Here is a 16,206-nt window from a genome sequence, read left to right on the forward strand (position 1 = left end):
ATGCGGACGACATCGGTCGGCGTCTTCAAGGTCGCCACCAAAGGCCCCGGCGACGTCTCCGGATTGATGGCCATGATCGGCTCCGGCGCGATTGATCCGGCATCCATCCTGGCCATCCTCGGCAAGACCGAAGGCAATGGCGGCGTCAACGACTTTACCCGGGAATATGCCGTTGCCGCGCTGTGCACGGCGCTGGCGCCGCAGCTCGGCCTGTCGCCGCAGGAGGTCGAGCAGCGCATCGCTTTCGTGATGTCCGGCGGCACCGAGGGCGTGCTGAGCCCGCACATCACGGTGTTCACGCGCCGAGACGTTCTGCAGCGCCCGGCAGGCATCTCCGGCAAGCGCCTGAGCATCGGCATGGCGCACACGCGGGATTTTCTCCCTGAAGAGCTCGGCCGCTCCGCTCAGATCACGGAGACAGCCAAGGCCGTGAAGGCCGCGATGGCGGATGCCGGGATCGCCGATCCCGCCGACGTCCATTTCGTGCAGATCAAATGCCCGCTGCTCACCAGCGAGCGCGTCGAAGCGGCGAATGCGCGCGGCCACAAGACGGCGACGACCAGCGCCTACAGTTCGATGGCCTATTCGCGCGGCGCCTCCGCGCTCGGGGTTGCAGTCGCGCTCGGCGAGATCGCAACCGACCTACGAGACGACGACGTGCTGCGGCGCTACGATCTGTTTTCGAACGTCGCCTCGACCTCGTCCGGAATCGAGCTGACGCACAACGTCGTCATCGTGCTCGGCAATTCGATGTCCTCGACGAGCGAATTCGAGATCGGGCATGCCGTGATGAGCGATGCGATCGACGCTGCCGCCGTGCTCGCGGCGCTGGAGAGCGTTGGGCTCTGTGCCGCGCCGCAGACGACGACCGGCCGCGAGCTCGTCAACATCTTCGCCAAGGCCGAGGCCTCGCCTGATGGCAGCGTGCGCGGCTTCCGCCACACCATGCTGGAAGATACCGATATCAGCTCGACGCGCCACGCCCGGGCTGCCGTCGGCGGCCTGATTGCCGGCCTCGCCGGCACCGGGGCGGTCTACGTCTCCGGCGGCGCCGAGCACCAGGGCCCCGCTGGCGGCGGGCCGGTCGCGGTGATCGCAAAGCTCTCGGATTGATGCGTGCGCATGCAATGGAGGATTACCTCTCCATCCCGCGCAACCCTGCCCTTCGCGCCGCCTCAGTTGATTAAAATGTTCCCGTGCGAAACTAAGGTGGCGCCGCACGAAGAGGTTTGGATCGCATGACTTTCCCGATGAGCTGGAACGAATGGGCGCAGCACGATGGCGTGGGACTGGCCGCGCGCGTCCGCAAAGGCGAGCTCACGGCAAAGGAGTTGGCGCGCCAGGCCGCTGCGGGCGTTGCCAAGGTCAATCCGGCACTGTCGGGCGTCGTCGAGCTGTTCGATGACGTGATCGCCGATCCGGCCAAGGACGGCGCCAATCTCGCCGGCCCGTTCGCAGGCCTGCCCTTCCTGATGAAGGACCTCGGCCCGACCATGAAGGGCCGGCTCCAGGAGATGGGCTCGCTACTGATGCGCGGCAATCGCGCTGGCGCCGACACGTTCCTGACCGGCAAATTCCGCCAGGCCGGGCTGAACCTGATCGGACGCACCACGACGCCGGAATTCGGCGTATGCAGCTCGGCCGACAATCCCGCCGTCTATGTCACGCGCAATCCCTGGGATACCGACTACACCACCTGCGGCTCGTCGGCCGGCAGCGCCGCAATGGTGGCGGCCGGCGTGGTGCCGATCGCACATGCGACCGACGGCGGCGGCTCGATCCGCATTCCCGCCGGGGTCAACGGCAATATCGGCCTGAAAGTCTCGCGCGGCGTGTTCTCGCTCGCACCGCACATGTCCGATCTCACCGGCCTCGTCTCGATCCAGGGCTGCCAGTCGCGCTCGGTGCGCGACACCGCCGCCTTCGTCGATCATGCCAGGGGAGCGGCGCCGGGCGAGTTCATGCCGTTCTGGACCACGGCGCAACCATACTCCGAGATGATCAAACGCGATCCGTCAAAACTTCGCATCGCGCTGTCGCACAGCTGGGGCGACTACACCGCGACGCCAGAGATCGCGGCCGAGCTGGCAAAGGCCGGCCGCTTCCTCGAAGGCCTCGGCCATCACGTCGACTACGGCCTGCCCGAGCTCGACTTCCGCGCCGCGTTCGAGGCGCAGACCACCTGCTATATCTCGAATTTTGCCGTGGTAATCTCCAACATGCTCGCCGCGCGCGGGCTGGAGCGGCCCCCGGAAGACCTCATCGAGCCCATGAACATCCGGATCTGGGAAGCCGGCCGGCATACGAGCTTCGCCGAGCGGGCGAAGATGCAAGGCGTGTTCAACACGACCTCACGCGCCTTCGGCGCCTTCTTCGAGCAGTGGGACGTGATCCTGACGCCGATCACCGCGCTGCCGACGCCGAAGGTCGGCACCCGGGAATATCTCACCATCTCCGACAATCCTGACGTGCTCGACTGGTTCGGCAATCTCTGGCGCTTCTTCGCCTTCACGCCGCTCGCCAATCTCTGCGGCATGCCGGCGATCTCGATGCCGATGGCCACGCAGGACCACGGCCTGCCGCTCGGCATCCAGGCGATTGCGAAACAGGCCAATGACGGCCTGCTGCTGCAACTCGCCGCCCAGATCGAGCGCGCGCTCGACGGCAAGTGGAACGATGGCAGGAAGCCGAAGGTGCATGTGAGCTGAGCGAGTTGATCGCATTAACTTGCGATCCGCCGCTTGCCTCAGTTCTTCACCGTCGGAATTTCCTCCGGCCGGGGCTCCTGCTGACCCTGCTGGTACATCGCCAATGCCTTGTCGAGCGCTTCGCGCAGGGCCAGCGCGGCGGCCACGCTGCAGCGCAGATGCGCGGTCTGGACCACGTCGACCCTGACGGCGGCGCCGACCGGCATCAGAAGGTTCGCAGCAAGCTCGATCTGGATAGCGCCGTTGTGGTGGCCGAAGCAGGACGCACCGTCGAAATAGATGATCGGCGCCCGCTCCGAGCTCGAGGTCGAAATGATGACGGGCCCCTGGCTGGTGGCGGGCATTTCGGGATCGGCCATGGGCACTCCTTGCGGCTGGTCGAACGAACGAGGCGCCCACCATCGTTGCTTCGGCCGGCCCTGTCGAGGCCAAACCGGCCTCGGAACTCCTGCCGCGGGACGCCCATCCGGGGTTTTGCACCGCGCCCGCCGCTGGTTTAGAACGTCCTCATGTCCAGCTCACCGACCACACTTTCGTTCGAGGACCTCGCCGAGGCGATCAAGGGCCGCCGCTCCGATTACGGCCAGATCAGCGGACTCCAGCTCGACCGCTTCGCACCTCGCGAGGCCTGGTCCAGCCTGCCCTACCGGCCCGTCTTCGTCGGCGACACGGAGACCGGCGTCCTGCATGGCGGCGTCGTCACCGCGATGCTGGACGAGAGCTGCGGCATGGCGGTGCAACTCGCGCTCGACGGCACAAGCGCGATCGCGACGCTTGATTTGCGCATCGACTATCAGAAGCCGGCAACGCCCGGGCTCGACATCAAGGCGCATTCGGTCTGCTACCGCACCACGCGGTCGATAGCCTTCGTGCGATCGACCGCCTATCAGGAGTCCGAGGACGATCCGGTCGCGACCGCGACCGCCTGTTTCATGATCGGCGCCAACCGCACCAACATGCTCGTGGACCGCAGGATGGATTTGCCCAGCATCCCGTCGCTGGAGGCGCCGGACGATCCGGACGGTCCGTTCGCCAACAGCCCGTTCGCGCGCTGCCTCGGCATTCGCGTCAACGACGACGACACCCTGACGATGCCGTTCTCGCCAAAGATCATCGGCAACCCGATCCTGCCCGCGATCCATGGCGGCATGACCGGCGCCTTCCTCGAGACCACCGCGATCTTCGGAGTGGCGCGCGAGCTCGGCGCCGCCGCACTGCCCAAGCCGATCGGACTGACCGTCAACTATCTGCGCTCCGGCCGCGCGCTCGACACCTTCGCCAACGTCTCGATCGTGAAGCAGGGCCGGCGCATCGTCGCCTTCGAGGCGCGAGCCTGGCAGGACGATGCGAACAAGCCGATCGCCACCGCCTTCGGCCATTTCATGCTGCGGCCGACGCCCGGAAACGACGAGGAATAGGCGCATTTTCCCTTGACGGCCCAGGTCCGGGCCACAACGATAGTGCGTTTTCTGCGAGAGGTATTGGGTTGCGGCATCCGCTCGACATCGTCGCCATGTTCGCCGCGCTCTGGCTGCTGGCAGCGATGGTGCTCGACGCGCTGACGCCGAAGGAGCTGACGACGGTGATGATCGGCATCGCCATTGGACCCGCCGTCGTCATCACCGCCGTGTTCTACTATCTGCGCTGCCCGCGCACCGATTTCGCGGTGATGTTCGCCGCGCTCTGGCTGATCTCCGACATCGCCATCGCGTTCATCTCACCGGCGCAGCTGCCGCATTTCCTGATTGCGCTCGGCTTCGTGCCGGCGCTCCTGATCGGCATCGTCCTGCACTGGCAACGCTTCCAGCGCCGCCATGAGCGGCTGCCCCTGCCGTCGGTCAAGCGCGGTTAACGCGGCAGCAAATTGGTCTTGGCGAGATCGACGACCTCGTCGCCGCGGCCGTTCATCACGGCGCGCAAGACCCAGAGGCTGAAACCCTTGATCTGTTCGGGCGTGATGGTCGGCGGCATCGACAGCTCCTGCTTGGCGGTGACGACATCGAGCAGCGCCGGCCCGTTGTGGGCCAGCATGTCCTTCACCGCTCCCGGGAGCTCGCCGGGATCCTCGACGCGCCTTGCGAAGATACCCATCGCGCGCGCCATCGCTGCGAAGTCCGGATTCTCCAGATCGACATTGGTGTCGACGAAGCCGGCCGCCTTCATCTCCAGTGCCACGAAGCCGAGCACGCCGTTGTTGAAGATGACCACCTTCACCGGCAGCTTCATCTGCGTCAGCGTGATCAGATCGCCCATCAGCATGGTGAAGCCGCCATCGCCCGAGAGCGAGATCACCTGGCGGCCGGGCTGCGCGGCCTGCGCGCCGATCGCCTGCGGCATAGCATTGGCCATCGAGCCGTGCACGAACGAGCCGATCAGCCGGCGGCGGCCGTTCATCTCGAGATAGCGCGCGGCCCACACCGTCGGCGTGCCGACATCGGCGGTGAACACTGCATCATCGCTCGCATGGTCGCTGATGACCTTTGCGAGATATTGCGGATGGATCGGCTTTGCTCCGGGCGTGCCCTTCGCAAGCGAATCCAGGCCCTCGCGTGCCTTCTTGTAATGCACGATGGCATCGTCGAGATGCCTGCGCTGCGTCTTGGCCTCGAGCAGCGGCAACAGCGCCTCGATGGTGAGCTTGACGTCGCCGACGAGGCCGAGATCGATCTTGCAGCGCCGCCCGAGATTTTCCGGACGGATGTCGATCTGCGCGATCTTCGCATCGGTCGGGAAGAACTGCTTGTAGGGAAAATCAGTGCCGAGCATCACGAGCGCGTCGCAGGCGTGCATGGCGGCATAGCCGGAGGAGAAGCCGATGAAGCCGGTCATGCCGACGTCGTAGGGATTGTCGTATTCGACATGTTCTTTGCCGCCCAGCGCATGCACGATCGGGCTCTTCAAGGCTTCCGCAAGCTGCATCAGCGGCGCATGCGCGCCAGCGCAGCCGCGGCCGCAGAACAGGGTGATGCGTTCGGCGCCGTTCAAGAGGTCCGCGAGCGCCTTCAGCTCATCGGCCTGCGGCACGACCTTCGGCGCCGACAGCGCAAGGCCACGCGCCGTCGACAGCGCGCGCTTCGGTGGGCTGCGGAAGGCGACGTCGCCCGGCATGGCGACGACGGCAACGCCGCGCATGCCGACAGCCGCACGGATGGCGTTTTCCAGCACGTAGGGCAGCTGACTCGGATCGGAGACCAGCTCGCAATAATGGCTGCACTCGCGGAACAGGTTTTGCGGATGGGTCTCCTGGAAATAGCCGCTGCCGATCTCGGCGGTCGGGATCTGTGCGGCGATCGCCAGCACGGGAACGCGACTGCGATGGGCATCGAACAGGCCGTTGATCAGATGCAGATTGCCGGGACCGCACGAGCCCGCGCACACCGCAAGACTGCCCGTCATCTCCGCTTCGCCGGCCGCGGCAAAGGCCGCAACCTCTTCATGCCGGACATGGATCCACTCGATCGTTCCGCGCCGCCGCAGCGCTTCGGTCAGCGCATTCAGGCTGTCGCCGACGATGCCGTAGATGCGCTTGACGCCGGCCTGTTCGAGCGTTGCCACGAACAGATCGGCCACGTTGTTGATCGCCATGTCGGTCTCCTGATCCCGCTGGTCCAGCAAGATAGGATAACGCGCGACCGTGACGGGATCACGGCTTGTTTATTGCGATCTCACTCTTTCGCAATCGCCCGATCGTAGGCCGCAATCGTCTCCTTTGCGCGAGCGGCAACGTCCGTTGCCGTCATGCCGGACTTGTAGAGGCTGGAGCCGAGCCCGAACGCAGTGACGCCGCCCTTGATGTACTCCGCGAAATTCTGGTCGGAGACGCCGCCGACGGCGGCGATCATCGCCCCGGCAGGCAGCACGGCGCGGATCGCGGCAATACCGGACGCGCCGAGCACGCTTGCCGGAAAGAACTTCAGGCCAGAGGCGCCGGAGCGCGCGGCCAGCAGCGCCTCGGTCGGCGAAAACACGCCCGGCAACGTGACCATGGCGTATTGGTGCGCACGCGTGAGCACCTGCGTATCGACATTCGGCGAGACCATCAGCTTGCCGCCGACATCGTTGAGACGGTCGACATCCGAAGTGGTCAGCACCGTGCCGGCGCCGATCAGCACGCCGGCCGGCGCCTGTTTCACGGCCGTTGCGATGGAGCGGAACGGGTCCGGCGAGTTCAGCGGAATCTCGATTGCGGTCATGCCGGCTTCGATCAGCACGCCGACGATAGCCTGCGTTTCCTCGGGCTTCACGCCGCGCAGGATCGCGACCAGTGGCCGCTTCATCGCCGGAAAGGGAACGCTCATCTCGACAGTCCTCTCATTGCGTCCAGATCGCGGCAGCCGCCATCGACAGACCGCGGCGGACCGCTTCATCGGCATCGACTTGGTTCACGGCGACCGACAGCGCGTCGAAAGCCAGCCTATACAGCATCGCGAGCCGCCCCGAGGCAATCAGCGTGATGCCAGCTTTCGACATCGCGCCGGAAAGCCCCGCCGCCAGCTCGACGCCGATCAACGTGCCCGACAGCGTTTCGCGCGCCGCGGCCGGTGTGCTCCCGAACAGGAGCTGACGCGAGCGTGCGCCGAACAGAAAATTAGCCGCGAAGGCCGGTGCTTCGTACGCGGCCTTCACCGCCGCCTTGAAGCTCGCGAAATCCTCGGCGTCTTCGGCCCCGGCGACTGCAAGCGACAAAATCGTCTCGCGCGACACGACGCTGAAGAGCTCGCCGGTCATGAAGGTGGAGAAATGCGCGACCGTGCCGTCCTTCACGCGCACCCATTTCGAATGCGTGCCGGGCATGCAGACTAGCGCTTCGCCAGCGGTATCGAGCCCGAGCGCGCCGAGCAGCTGCGTTTCCTCGCCGCGCATCACGTCCGGCGCTTTTGCATCGCGCTGCGCGATACCCGGCAGGATGCGAATGTCGCGCGCTTCGCCGGGCACGTGCGCGGCCTGCTTCAGAACAGCGGAGAGTGGTGCCGGCGTGTCGACATAACCGGCCTCGACCCAGCCGGTACGCGCGCCGGCCATGCCGCAGACGAGGACGGGCAGATGATCGGGAGCCTCGACTGCCGCGAGATGCGATTGCAGCACGGCGGGAAAGCCGGCCTTCGCGGCGGCCAGCATGCCCTCATCGCTGCGGCGCTCGGCCAGCACCTCGCCGGCGCGGTCGATCAGCCAGAGTCGAAAGCTGCTGGTGCCCCAGTCTACCGCGACATAGGCAGGTTCAGTCATCTCGATTCGTATCCTCGTCTCACCGCCGAGACGCCGTCTCGCGACAGTGAGACGAGGCCCCCGTAAATCTGTCCCGGGATATCGGCTATTGCCGCCGCAAACCAGCCTTTTCTCGCAGGTCTGAGGCGCCGTTCGCGCTGGCCCACCACTCGCGAAGAGCTGGCACACCGCTTGCTAAAGCGTTTCCGCTCACATCCGTGAACCGCGCAACAAGACGCGTCAATTGTGGAGAGGAAACCCATGGAGATCGGTTATTTCACGATGCCTTCGCACCCGCCGGAGTGCGGCCTGAAGGAAGGGAACGACTGGGACCTGCAGGTCATGCGCTGGCTCGACGAGCTCGGCTATCAGGAGGCCTGGGTCGGCGAGCACCATACCGCGCCCTGGGAACCCAATCCGACGCCAGACCTTCTGATCGCACAGGCGCTGATGCAGACCAAGAATATTCGCATCGGACCAGGCGGCTTCCTGCTGCCCTATCACCACCCGGCCGAGCTCGCCAACCGCGTCGCCATGCTCGATCACCTCTCCGGGGGGCGACTCAATTTCGGCGTCGCAGCTAGCGGCCTGCCGAGCGACTGGGCGATGTTCAACGTCGACGGCATGAGCGGACAGAACCGCGACATGACCCGCGAGGCGCTGGAGATCATTCTGAAGATGTGGAGCGATCCCGCGCCCTGGACCTACAAGGGCAAGTTCTGGACGGTGACCAAGCCGGACACCATGTTCGACTTCCTCAAGCCGCACATCAAGCCGTTGCAGACACCGCATCCGCCGATCGGCGTCGCCGGGCTCTCGAAGAATTCGGACACGCTGAAGCTCGCCGGCGAGCGCGGCTTCATCCCGATGAGCCTCAACCTGAACCCGGCCTATGTCGGCAGTCATTGGGATTCGGTCGTAGCCGGTGCCGCCAAGACCGGACGCAAGCCGGACCGCGCGGATTGGCGGCTGGTGCGCGAGGTGTTCGTCGCTGATACCGACGAGGAAGCGTGGAGGCTCTCGACCGGCGACATGATGGGCCGGATGATGGGCGAGTACTTCCTGCCGCTGCTCGGGCATTTCGGCTTCAAGGACTATTTGAAGCACGCGCCCGACGTGCCCGATAGCGACGTCACCGTCGAATATTGCGCCAAGCGGAACTGGATCGTCGGCTCGCCCGCGACCGTCGCCGAGAAAATCGAGAAGATCTACGAGGAGGTCGGCGGCTTCGGCGTGCTGCTGGTGTTCGGCTTCGACTACAAGCACAAGGCTGAAGCCTGGCATCACTCGCTGTCGCTGCTGAGGAACGAGGTGATGCCGCGCCTGAAGCATCTCGGCTCCGCGCAGAAGGCGGCTTGACCCGACGCGGGTGCGGCGCGATCGTGCCGCATCCGCATCCATTTCGGAGATTTCCGCGTGAGCGTGGACGCCAGTGCTTTCGACGCCAAGGATTTCAAGCAGGCGATGCGCCAGTGCGCCGGCGCCGTCGCGCTGGTGACGGTCGGCGCCGAGCACGGCAAGCGCACGGGGTTGACTGTGACCTCGGCCTGCTCACTGTCGGACTCGCCGCCATCCCTGATCGTGTGTGTCAACCGCAACGCCAGTGCGCACGCGCGTATCCGCGAGGAAGGCGCGTTCGCGATCAACTTCCTGCACGAGGACCATGCGGCACTGGCGCTGACCTTCAGCGGCCAGAAGGGCGTCAATGGCGACGACCGCTTTGCGTTCGGGGAATGGACGCGCGGGGTGACCGGCGCGCCGGTGCTGACGGATGCGGTCGCCGCGTTCGACTGCGTGCTGGCGCAGGAATTCGAGACCAAGACGCATTCGATCTTCGTCGGCGAGGTGCGCGGCGCATCGCATTCCGACGGCGCGGCGCCGCTCGTGTATCTGCGCAGCAGCTTCCACGCCCCGCGCGAAATCCGCGGCACCGTAACCGTCGGCGACCTCGACTCGCGACATCTGAGCTGGAGCGATTTTTCGTAAGGCAGCGGCGGCGTTGATGGTGCGCTCTTCCCTTCTCCCCTTGCGGGAGAAGGTGGCGCGAAACGCCGGATGAGGGGTATCTCTCCGCGAATCCAGAAGCCAGAGAATCAGGTGCGGAGAGAGACCCCTCACCCGTCTCGCCGCTGTCGCGGCGAGCCACCCTCTCCCGCAGGGGGAGAGGGGAAGAAAGCTCGCCGCATGCAGCTGAGTGCTACTGCGCTGTCTCTATCTTCAACTGCTTGATCTTGCGATAGAGCGTCGCGCGGCTGAGCTTCAGCGCGCGCGCCGCTTCGATCACACGACCACCATGCTCGCGCAACGCCTCCACGATCGTGGCGCGCTCCGCCGCCGCGAGATCCGGCTCCGCCCTTCCACCAAACGGCGGCAAATCGAGGTCGGCATCGGTGATGACACCGTCTTCCGCCGTGCAGCCGGCGAGCCGCAGCACGTGCCGGAGCTGGCGCATGTTGCCGGGATAGGGATAGGCCGAGAGCTGCGCCCAGGCCTCGTCCGAGAGGGAACAGTTCGGCGCTTCCTCGCGCGCAATCTGGCGGATGACGTCGTCGCGGTCGGCGCGCTCGCGCAAGGCCGGCAGCCGCACCTCCATGCCGCGGAGACGAAAATAGAGGTCGGTGCGGAAGGCGCCCTCCTCGGCCATGCGGCCGAGATCGCGATGCGTGGCGCTGATCAGGCGAATGTCGACCGGCACGGGCTTCAGCGCGCCGAGCGGCCAGACTTCGCGGTTCTCCAGCACCCGTAGCAGCCGCGTCTGCAGCGCAATCGGCATGTCGCCGATCTCGTCGAGGAACAGCGTGCCGCCGTCGGCCTGCACGATCAGGCCTTTCGAGCCGTCGCGGCGCGCGCCGGTGAAGGCGCCGGCCTCGTAACCGAACAGCTCGGCATCGATCAGGCTGTCCGGCATCGCAGCGCAGTTCAGCGCGACATAGTTGTGGCGCGCGCGATTGCCGGCCGCGTGGATGGCACGGGCGAACACATCCTTGCCGACGCCGGTCTCGCCATGCAGCAGCACCGGCAGATTGTGATCGCCGATGCGTCTGAGCCGCTTTACACTCTTGATCAGTCCTGGATCGCGGCCAGCGAGGCGCTGCAGCGCATCGAAGGGGTCCACAGGAACGTCACGACGCTGCGTGGACGCCCGTGGCCGCAGCGGCGGCGCGACATGGCCATGCCCCAACGGACTGCCATCGCCCCGGCGCAGCTCGACGAGATCGTCCGCGTCGCGCGCGGCGGGATGGTCGAATTTGACATAGCGCGACAGATCGATGCCGGAGGCGATCAAGCCGTCGGTGAGACCCAGCAGTGCGCGCGCCGAACGGCAGGCGCCGACGATGCGGCGATCGTCGTCATAGGCGAGCAGGCCGCTGCCGCCATCGCCCGGCACGGTCGCGATCCAGGCGTTGCGGAAATGACCGCGGAAGATCGCGCCCTCCATGCGCCGCGTTGCCTCCATCGTCACCGCCAGCGCGAGCTGATGCGCGGTGCGTTCGAGGTCCTCGCGGCAGGAGGTGATGTTCACGGCGCCTGCGAGCCGTCCGGCCTGGTCGAACAGCGGCGTCACGGCGCAGGAAAACATGTGCCACTGCGCGCGAAAGTGCTCGTCGCGATGCACCAGGATCGGCTTTTGCTCGGCAAGCGCGGTGCCGAGCCCATTGGTGCCTTCAAAGGCCTCGGAAAAATTCGAGCCGGTGTAGATCTTCCAGTCCATGAACAGTCTTGCGTCGGCCTCGCCGGGCAGGCGGCTGAACAGCATGGTTGCGTTCACGTCCGCCAGGTTGACGCAATAACCGGCATCGCGGAGTACCCGGGCGAGATCGTCGAGCTCCGGTGTTGCAAGCCGGATCGTCTCTTCCATCGGCTCGGCGACATGCCGGATCTCGGCTTCGGTCAGCGTCTGCGGCGGGCCTTGGCGGGCGGGATCGAGCTTGTGGCTGACCAGGCAGCGCCGCCAGGAATTGGCAATGCGCGAAGAGGCATCGACGTCGGCCAAGCGGTCTGCAACCTGATTGGCGACGGACAAGACACGGGCGACATGGTTCGAGGCCGAAAGGCTGGCCATCGCGGACGTCTCCACCCTGTATTATTGTGCAAAGTCTGGCAGCGCAGGCGGGGATGTCAATCGGGAACCGGGAACGCGGCGAAGCGCAATCATAATTGCTGCACCGCCCTCACCACGTATCGATGCAGGGTCGCTTCTTCGCCGTCCGCGTCGGCGGCTTCGGCACCGACCGCAGGCCTGCCATGATCCACCGCCGCGTCTCGGCGGGATCGATGACGTTGTCGATCTCGAACACGGAGGCGATCGAGACCGCCTTGCCGTTGGCGTAGAGCTCGGCGACCTTGTTGCGATAATAGGTCTCACGCTCGACGGGGTCGGCGATCGCCTCCATTTCCTTGCGGAAGCCGAGGCGGACGTATCCCTCCAGGCCCATGCCACCGAACTCGCCGGTCGGCCAGGCCGCGGTGAAGAACGAGGCGTGGAAGCCGCCGCCGATCATCGACTGCGCCCCGAGCCCATAGCCCTTGCGCAGGACGATGCCGAACAGCGGCACTGTCAGGCTCGCGCCTGTCACGAACATGCGCGAGACGTGGCGCACGATCGCCGTCTTCTCGGCTTCCGGGCCGACCATGAAGCCGGGCGTGTCGCACAGCGAGACGATCGGCAGATCGAAGGCGTCGCAGAGCTGGAGGAAGCGCGCGGCCTTGTCGCCGGCATCGGCGTCGATCGCACCGCCGAGATGGCGCGGATTGTTGGCGATCAGGCCGAACGGCTTCCCCTCGATGCGGATCAACGCGGTGATCATGCCGACGCCGTAGTCGCGGCGCAGCTCCAGCACGCTGTCCTTGTCCGCGACGAGGTCGATCACGCTGCGGATGTCGTAGACGCGCAGGCGGTTCTCGGGGATCGCGCGGCGCAGCAGCCGCTGGTCGGCGGCCTGCCAGTCCGTCACCTCGCCCTGGAAATAGGACAGGTATTTTTGCGCAACGGATGTCGCCTCCTCTTCGTCCTCGACGAGGATGTCGATGACGCCGTTCGGCGACTGGAACGTAACAGGACCGACCTCGGCCGGGTGATAGACGCCGAGCCCGCCGCCCTCGATCATCGCGGGGCCACCCATGCCGATCGAGGCATTTTTGGCGGCGATGATGACATCGCAGCAGCCGAGCATCGCGGCATTGCCGGCGAAGCAATAGCCGGAGACCACGCCGATGACCGGCACAAGACCCGAGAGTCTGGCGAACTGCACGAAGGACGGACCATCGAGCCCGGTCATGCCGAGCCGGTCGGTATCGCCAGGCCGGCCGCCGCCGCCTTCGGCATAGAACACCAGGGGCACGCGCCAGTCTTCCGCGAGCGTCAGCATGCGGTCGATCTTCTTGTGGTTCATGTGGCCCTGCGTGCCCGCGAGCACGGTGTAGTCGTAGGCCACGACGATGCAGCGCCCGCCCTCGGGCCCGAACTTCTCGGCGTTGACGGTCGCGACGCCCATGACGAGGCCGTCGGCCGGCGTGTTCTTGACGAGATCGTCGAGCTTGCGCCGGCGCCGCTGCGCCGCGATCGCAAGGCTGCCATACTCCATGAACGAGCCGTCGTCGACGAGCTGCGCGACATTCTCGCGCGCGGTGCGCTGATTGGTGTTGCGGCGGCGCTCGACCGAAGCAGGGCGAATTTCGTCGAGCGTGTTGGCCTGGCGCGCGATCAGTTCGGCGAGATCGGGACGGATGTGGTCGAGATCGATATCGGTTTCCGTTGCAGACGCATCAGCCGCAACCTCGAGCGGCTGCAGATACATGATCGGCTCGCCATGCATCAACGTGACACCGTCGCCGGCGAGTAGCTTCATGACACGGCCGCCCTGCTCGGCCATGACCAGATGTTCCATTTTCATGGATTCGATCACGGCGAGCTGCTGGCCCGGACGCACGATCTCGCCTTCCTTCACCTGGATGGTGACGATGGTTCCCTGCAAGGGTGCTGCGACCATCACCGTGCCTTCGGGCACGATCTGTGCGGTATGCGCCTCGATGCCGGGACCGCCGCTTCGCTCCGTCGCCGCAAAATAGAGTGGTTTGGCCGCGCCATCGGCGGCTTCGACGAGCTTGCCGATGTTGCGATCGATGAAGTCTGTCGCGATGCGGTTAGCCCTGAAATCGGGATGCGCCAGCACGGCCTGGAGGAAAGCGATGTTGGTGACGACGCCGTCAATTCGAAACTCGCGCAAGGCGCGCGCGGCTTTGGAGACAACGTCGTGCCAGGCTTCACCCGGCGTATGAACGATGACCTTTGCCAGCAGCGAGTCGAAGGCGGCACTGGTCTTGTAGCCGGCGTAACCGAAACTATCGACGCGGACGCCGGGGCCCGACGGCGGCTCGAACACGGCAAGCACGCCGCCGGTCGGGTGCGTCGCCCCCAGCTCGTCCAGCGTCTCCATGTTGACACGCAACTGCATGGCATAGCCGCGCGGTTTCGGGATCGAGCCTTGCGCCAGGCCGAGCGACGCAAGCGAGGCACCGGCGGCGACCGCGAGCTGGGCGCGGACGAGATCGAGGCCGAGCACCTCTTCCGTTACGGTGTGCTCGACCTGGAGCCGCGGGTTGGCCTCGATGAAGGCAAAACTGTCGTCGGCAGTGCCGTCGACCAAGAACTCGAACGTGCCGAGATTGTCGTAAGACGCGGCCACGGCGAGTTGCTTCGCCGCCTCGCTGATACGGCCACGCAAGCCGTCGCTGAGCGACGGGCTCGGCGCCACCTCGATCAGCTTCTGGTGCCGGCGCTGAATGGTGCATTCGCGTTCCCAGAGGTGGGAGATCGCGCCGTGGCGATCGCCGATGATCTGCACCTCGATATGGCGCGCCTGCCGGATCAACCGCTCGGCATAGACGCCGTCGAAGCCGAACGCGGCCTTGGCCTCGGACTGGCAACGCGCATAGGCCTCCGCGAGATCGGCAGCGCGCTCGACCACGCGCATGCCGCGCCCGCCGCCGCCGGCCATCGCCTTGATCACGATCGCCGGCTTGCTGCCGAGCGAGGTGAAGAACGCCGTGATGTCCTCCAGCGAGGAGGGCCCGCTGGTGCCGGCGATGATTGGCACGCCGCAGCGCTTTGCCAGTTGCCGTGCCGCAACCTTGTCGCCGAACAGTTCGAGCGCCGCCGGCTTCGGCCCGACGAAGGCGATGCCTGCATCGACGCAGGCCTTCGCGAACGCAGCGTTCTCGCTGAGGAAGCCGTAGCCGGGGTGCACGGCGTCGCAGCCTGCGCTCCTCGCCGCCTTCACCACGGCCTCAATGTCGAGATAGGCCCGCGCGCCGCGGCCGGGGATTTCGACCGCCTCATCGGCAAGGCGCACATGCAGCGACAGCGCATCGTCCGCGGGATGGATCGCGACCGTCGCGAGGCCGGAATCGGCTGCGGCGCGCGCGATGCGGATGGCGATCTCGCCGCGATTGGCGATCAGGAGCTTCTTGAACGACATGCAGCGTCTCCATGCCCGCGTGCCCAAGCGCGGGTCGGCCGGTCCGATTGTTCTGCTTCGTCACTTTAACCGAGGCCGTCAAGGGCAAGAACGCCGGTCCCGACGACCGTTCCCGCCGGCCGGAATTTCAGTCGGTCGCGCGTGCCGTGATGAGGCGAATAATCCGCGCCACGGCAGACGGGATCGGCGCGATGACCGGCACGGTGAAGATCGGCTGAAGCTCGCGCGCGACTTCGCCCAGCGGCCCGCCGCCGATGATGACCGCCTCCGCGCCATCCTGCGCGATGCAGGCCTCGACCGCGCCCGCGAGCGCTGTTCGCAGCCGCGCCGGATCGCGCATCAGCTCCTGCGGATCGCCCTCCGCGAAGCGGACGCCGGTGTAATACGATCGCAGACCCAGCGCTTCCGGCCGAGCGTCGATCTTCGCTTCCAACAGCGGCGTCGTGGTCGCCACGCCGAAGCGGCGGCCGTTCTCGGCGGCTGCCACCATCGAGGACTCACCGATGCCGACCGCGGGCAGTTTCATCGCGGCCTTGATGCCGGCCAATCCGGGATCGCCGAACGCCGCGACGATGATACCGTCGCATGCATGCCGGTTCGACTGCGATATCTCCAGAACTTCGGCGGAAGCTGCATCCAGCGCATCCGGCGTCACGATCATTTGCGGCGCGCGCGTTGCGGTCGCGCCGTCGATGTCGAAGCCGTCGACGACGGTCGACCTCGCGATGGCGACCATCATCTCAGTGGTCGCCACGGAACTGTTCGGATTGATCAGGAGAATGCGCGCGCGCCGATCAGAACTCTGATTCATCCCC

At 66.1% G+C, this 16,206-nt stretch carries 13 protein-coding genes; 6 read left to right on the forward strand and 7 right to left on the reverse strand.

The genetic code is table 11. From position 1 onward, the window contains the following. Together atzD and ABIB80_RS31980 are read left to right on the forward strand one after the other, a co-directional pair. The gene (gene atzD / locus ABIB80_RS31975) at positions 1 to 1,113 is read left to right on the forward strand and encodes a cyanuric acid amidohydrolase (protein ID WP_007596559.1); all 1,113 of its coding nucleotides are present in this window, start codon (positions 1 to 3) and stop codon (positions 1,111 to 1,113) included. Positions 1,114 to 1,238: 125 nt separating this feature from the next. After that, positions 1,239 to 2,708 (forward strand): amidase, encoded by a 1,470-nt coding sequence (locus ABIB80_RS31980; RefSeq protein ID WP_354128968.1) that lies wholly within the window; start codon positions 1,239 to 1,241, stop codon positions 2,706 to 2,708. A gap of 38 nt (positions 2,709 to 2,746) precedes the next feature. On the opposite strand, the gene ABIB80_RS31985 is transcribed toward ABIB80_RS31980, so the two are convergent. Next, positions 2,747 to 3,067, reverse strand: coding sequence for a hypothetical protein (locus ABIB80_RS31985; protein WP_007596563.1), 321 nt, complete (start codon positions 3,065 to 3,067; stop codon positions 2,747 to 2,749). Positions 3,068 to 3,217: 150 nt separating this feature from the next. On the opposite strand from ABIB80_RS31985, the gene ABIB80_RS31990 reads away from it, so the two are divergent. Together ABIB80_RS31990 and ABIB80_RS31995 are read left to right on the forward strand one after the other, a co-directional pair. Then, positions 3,218 to 4,126, forward strand: coding sequence for a PaaI family thioesterase (locus ABIB80_RS31990; RefSeq protein WP_007596564.1), 909 nt, complete (start codon positions 3,218 to 3,220; stop codon positions 4,124 to 4,126). Between the two features lie 68 nt (positions 4,127 to 4,194). Further along, positions 4,195 to 4,560, forward strand: a complete 366-nt coding sequence (locus tag ABIB80_RS31995; protein WP_007596565.1) for a hypothetical protein — start codon at positions 4,195 to 4,197, stop codon at positions 4,558 to 4,560. Here the strand turns inward: ABIB80_RS31995 and poxB are convergent. From poxB to ABIB80_RS32010, 3 genes are all read right to left on the reverse strand, one after another. Beyond that, the gene (gene poxB / locus ABIB80_RS32000; protein WP_007596566.1) at positions 4,557 to 6,293 is read right to left on the reverse strand and encodes a ubiquinone-dependent pyruvate dehydrogenase; all 1,737 of its coding nucleotides are present in this window, start codon (positions 6,291 to 6,293) and stop codon (positions 4,557 to 4,559) included. The genes ABIB80_RS31995 and poxB overlap by 4 nt on opposite strands. Before the next feature lie 80 nt (positions 6,294 to 6,373). Further along, complete coding sequence (locus ABIB80_RS32005) at positions 6,374 to 7,006, reverse strand: 2-dehydro-3-deoxy-6-phosphogalactonate aldolase (protein WP_007596567.1); 633 nt, start codon at positions 7,004 to 7,006, stop codon at positions 6,374 to 6,376. A 13-nt stretch (positions 7,007 to 7,019) separates the two neighbouring features. After that, positions 7,020 to 7,934, reverse strand: a complete 915-nt coding sequence (locus ABIB80_RS32010) for a 2-dehydro-3-deoxygalactonokinase (protein WP_007596568.1) — start codon at positions 7,932 to 7,934, stop codon at positions 7,020 to 7,022. A gap of 240 nt (positions 7,935 to 8,174) precedes the next feature. Between ABIB80_RS32010 and ABIB80_RS32015 the strand changes: the two genes are divergently transcribed. Both ABIB80_RS32015 and ABIB80_RS32020 read left to right on the forward strand, forming a co-directional pair. After that, entirely contained in the window at positions 8,175 to 9,272 is a 1,098-nt protein-coding gene (locus tag ABIB80_RS32015) for an LLM class flavin-dependent oxidoreductase (RefSeq protein WP_007596571.1), read from the forward strand. A 57-nt stretch (positions 9,273 to 9,329) separates the two neighbouring features. After that, positions 9,330 to 9,899 (forward strand): flavin reductase family protein, encoded by a 570-nt coding sequence (locus tag ABIB80_RS32020; RefSeq protein WP_007596573.1) that lies wholly within the window; start codon positions 9,330 to 9,332, stop codon positions 9,897 to 9,899. Positions 9,900 to 10,110: 211 nt separating this feature from the next. Here ABIB80_RS32020 and ABIB80_RS32025 read toward each other — a convergent pair whose 3' ends face one another. The 3 genes from ABIB80_RS32025 to ABIB80_RS32035 all read right to left on the reverse strand — a co-directional run bounded on the left by ABIB80_RS32025 (position 10,111) and on the right by ABIB80_RS32035 (position 16,202). Continuing rightward, positions 10,111 to 11,976 (reverse strand): sigma-54-dependent Fis family transcriptional regulator, encoded by a 1,866-nt coding sequence (locus ABIB80_RS32025; protein ID WP_007596575.1) that lies wholly within the window; start codon positions 11,974 to 11,976, stop codon positions 10,111 to 10,113. A 109-nt stretch (positions 11,977 to 12,085) separates the two neighbouring features. Beyond that, positions 12,086 to 15,391, reverse strand: a complete 3,306-nt coding sequence (locus tag ABIB80_RS32030) for a carboxyl transferase domain-containing protein (RefSeq protein WP_354128969.1) — start codon at positions 15,389 to 15,391, stop codon at positions 12,086 to 12,088. A 127-nt stretch (positions 15,392 to 15,518) separates the two neighbouring features. Continuing rightward, positions 15,519 to 16,202, reverse strand: a complete 684-nt coding sequence (locus tag ABIB80_RS32035; protein WP_007596583.1) for an aspartate/glutamate racemase family protein — start codon at positions 16,200 to 16,202, stop codon at positions 15,519 to 15,521. Positions 16,203 to 16,206: the final 4 nt, after the last annotated feature.

It is taken from the genome of Bradyrhizobium sp. i1.15.2, from assembly GCF_040548425.1.
GTDB classification, from domain to species: Bacteria; Pseudomonadota; Alphaproteobacteria; order Rhizobiales; family Xanthobacteraceae; genus Bradyrhizobium; species Bradyrhizobium canariense.

Excerpts from the sequence above, each read along its gene's own strand:
- atzD (WP_007596559.1), top strand. The coding sequence starts at position 1 with ATGCGGACGACATCGGTCGGCGTCTTCAAGGTCGCCACCAAAGGCCCC.
- ABIB80_RS31980 (WP_354128968.1), top strand. The coding sequence starts at position 1,239 with ATGACTTTCCCGATGAGCTGGAACGAATGGGCGCAGCACGATGGCGTG.
- ABIB80_RS31985 (WP_007596563.1), bottom strand. The coding sequence starts at position 3,067 with ATGGCCGATCCCGAAATGCCCGCCACCAGCCAGGGGCCCGTCATCATT.
- ABIB80_RS31990 (WP_007596564.1), top strand. The coding sequence starts at position 3,218 with ATGTCCAGCTCACCGACCACACTTTCGTTCGAGGACCTCGCCGAGGCG.
- poxB (WP_007596566.1), bottom strand. The coding sequence starts at position 6,293 with ATGGCGATCAACAACGTGGCCGATCTGTTCGTGGCAACGCTCGAACAG.
- ABIB80_RS32005 (WP_007596567.1), bottom strand. The coding sequence starts at position 7,006 with ATGAGCGTTCCCTTTCCGGCGATGAAGCGGCCACTGGTCGCGATCCTG.
- ABIB80_RS32010 (WP_007596568.1), bottom strand. The coding sequence starts at position 7,934 with ATGACTGAACCTGCCTATGTCGCGGTAGACTGGGGCACCAGCAGCTTT.
- ABIB80_RS32015 (WP_007596571.1), top strand. The coding sequence starts at position 8,175 with ATGGAGATCGGTTATTTCACGATGCCTTCGCACCCGCCGGAGTGCGGC.
- ABIB80_RS32025 (WP_007596575.1), bottom strand. The coding sequence starts at position 11,976 with ATGGCCAGCCTTTCGGCCTCGAACCATGTCGCCCGTGTCTTGTCCGTC.
- ABIB80_RS32030 (WP_354128969.1), bottom strand. The coding sequence starts at position 15,391 with ATGTCGTTCAAGAAGCTCCTGATCGCCAATCGCGGCGAGATCGCCATC.
- ABIB80_RS32035 (WP_007596583.1), bottom strand. The coding sequence starts at position 16,202 with ATGAATCAGAGTTCTGATCGGCGCGCGCGCATTCTCCTGATCAATCCG.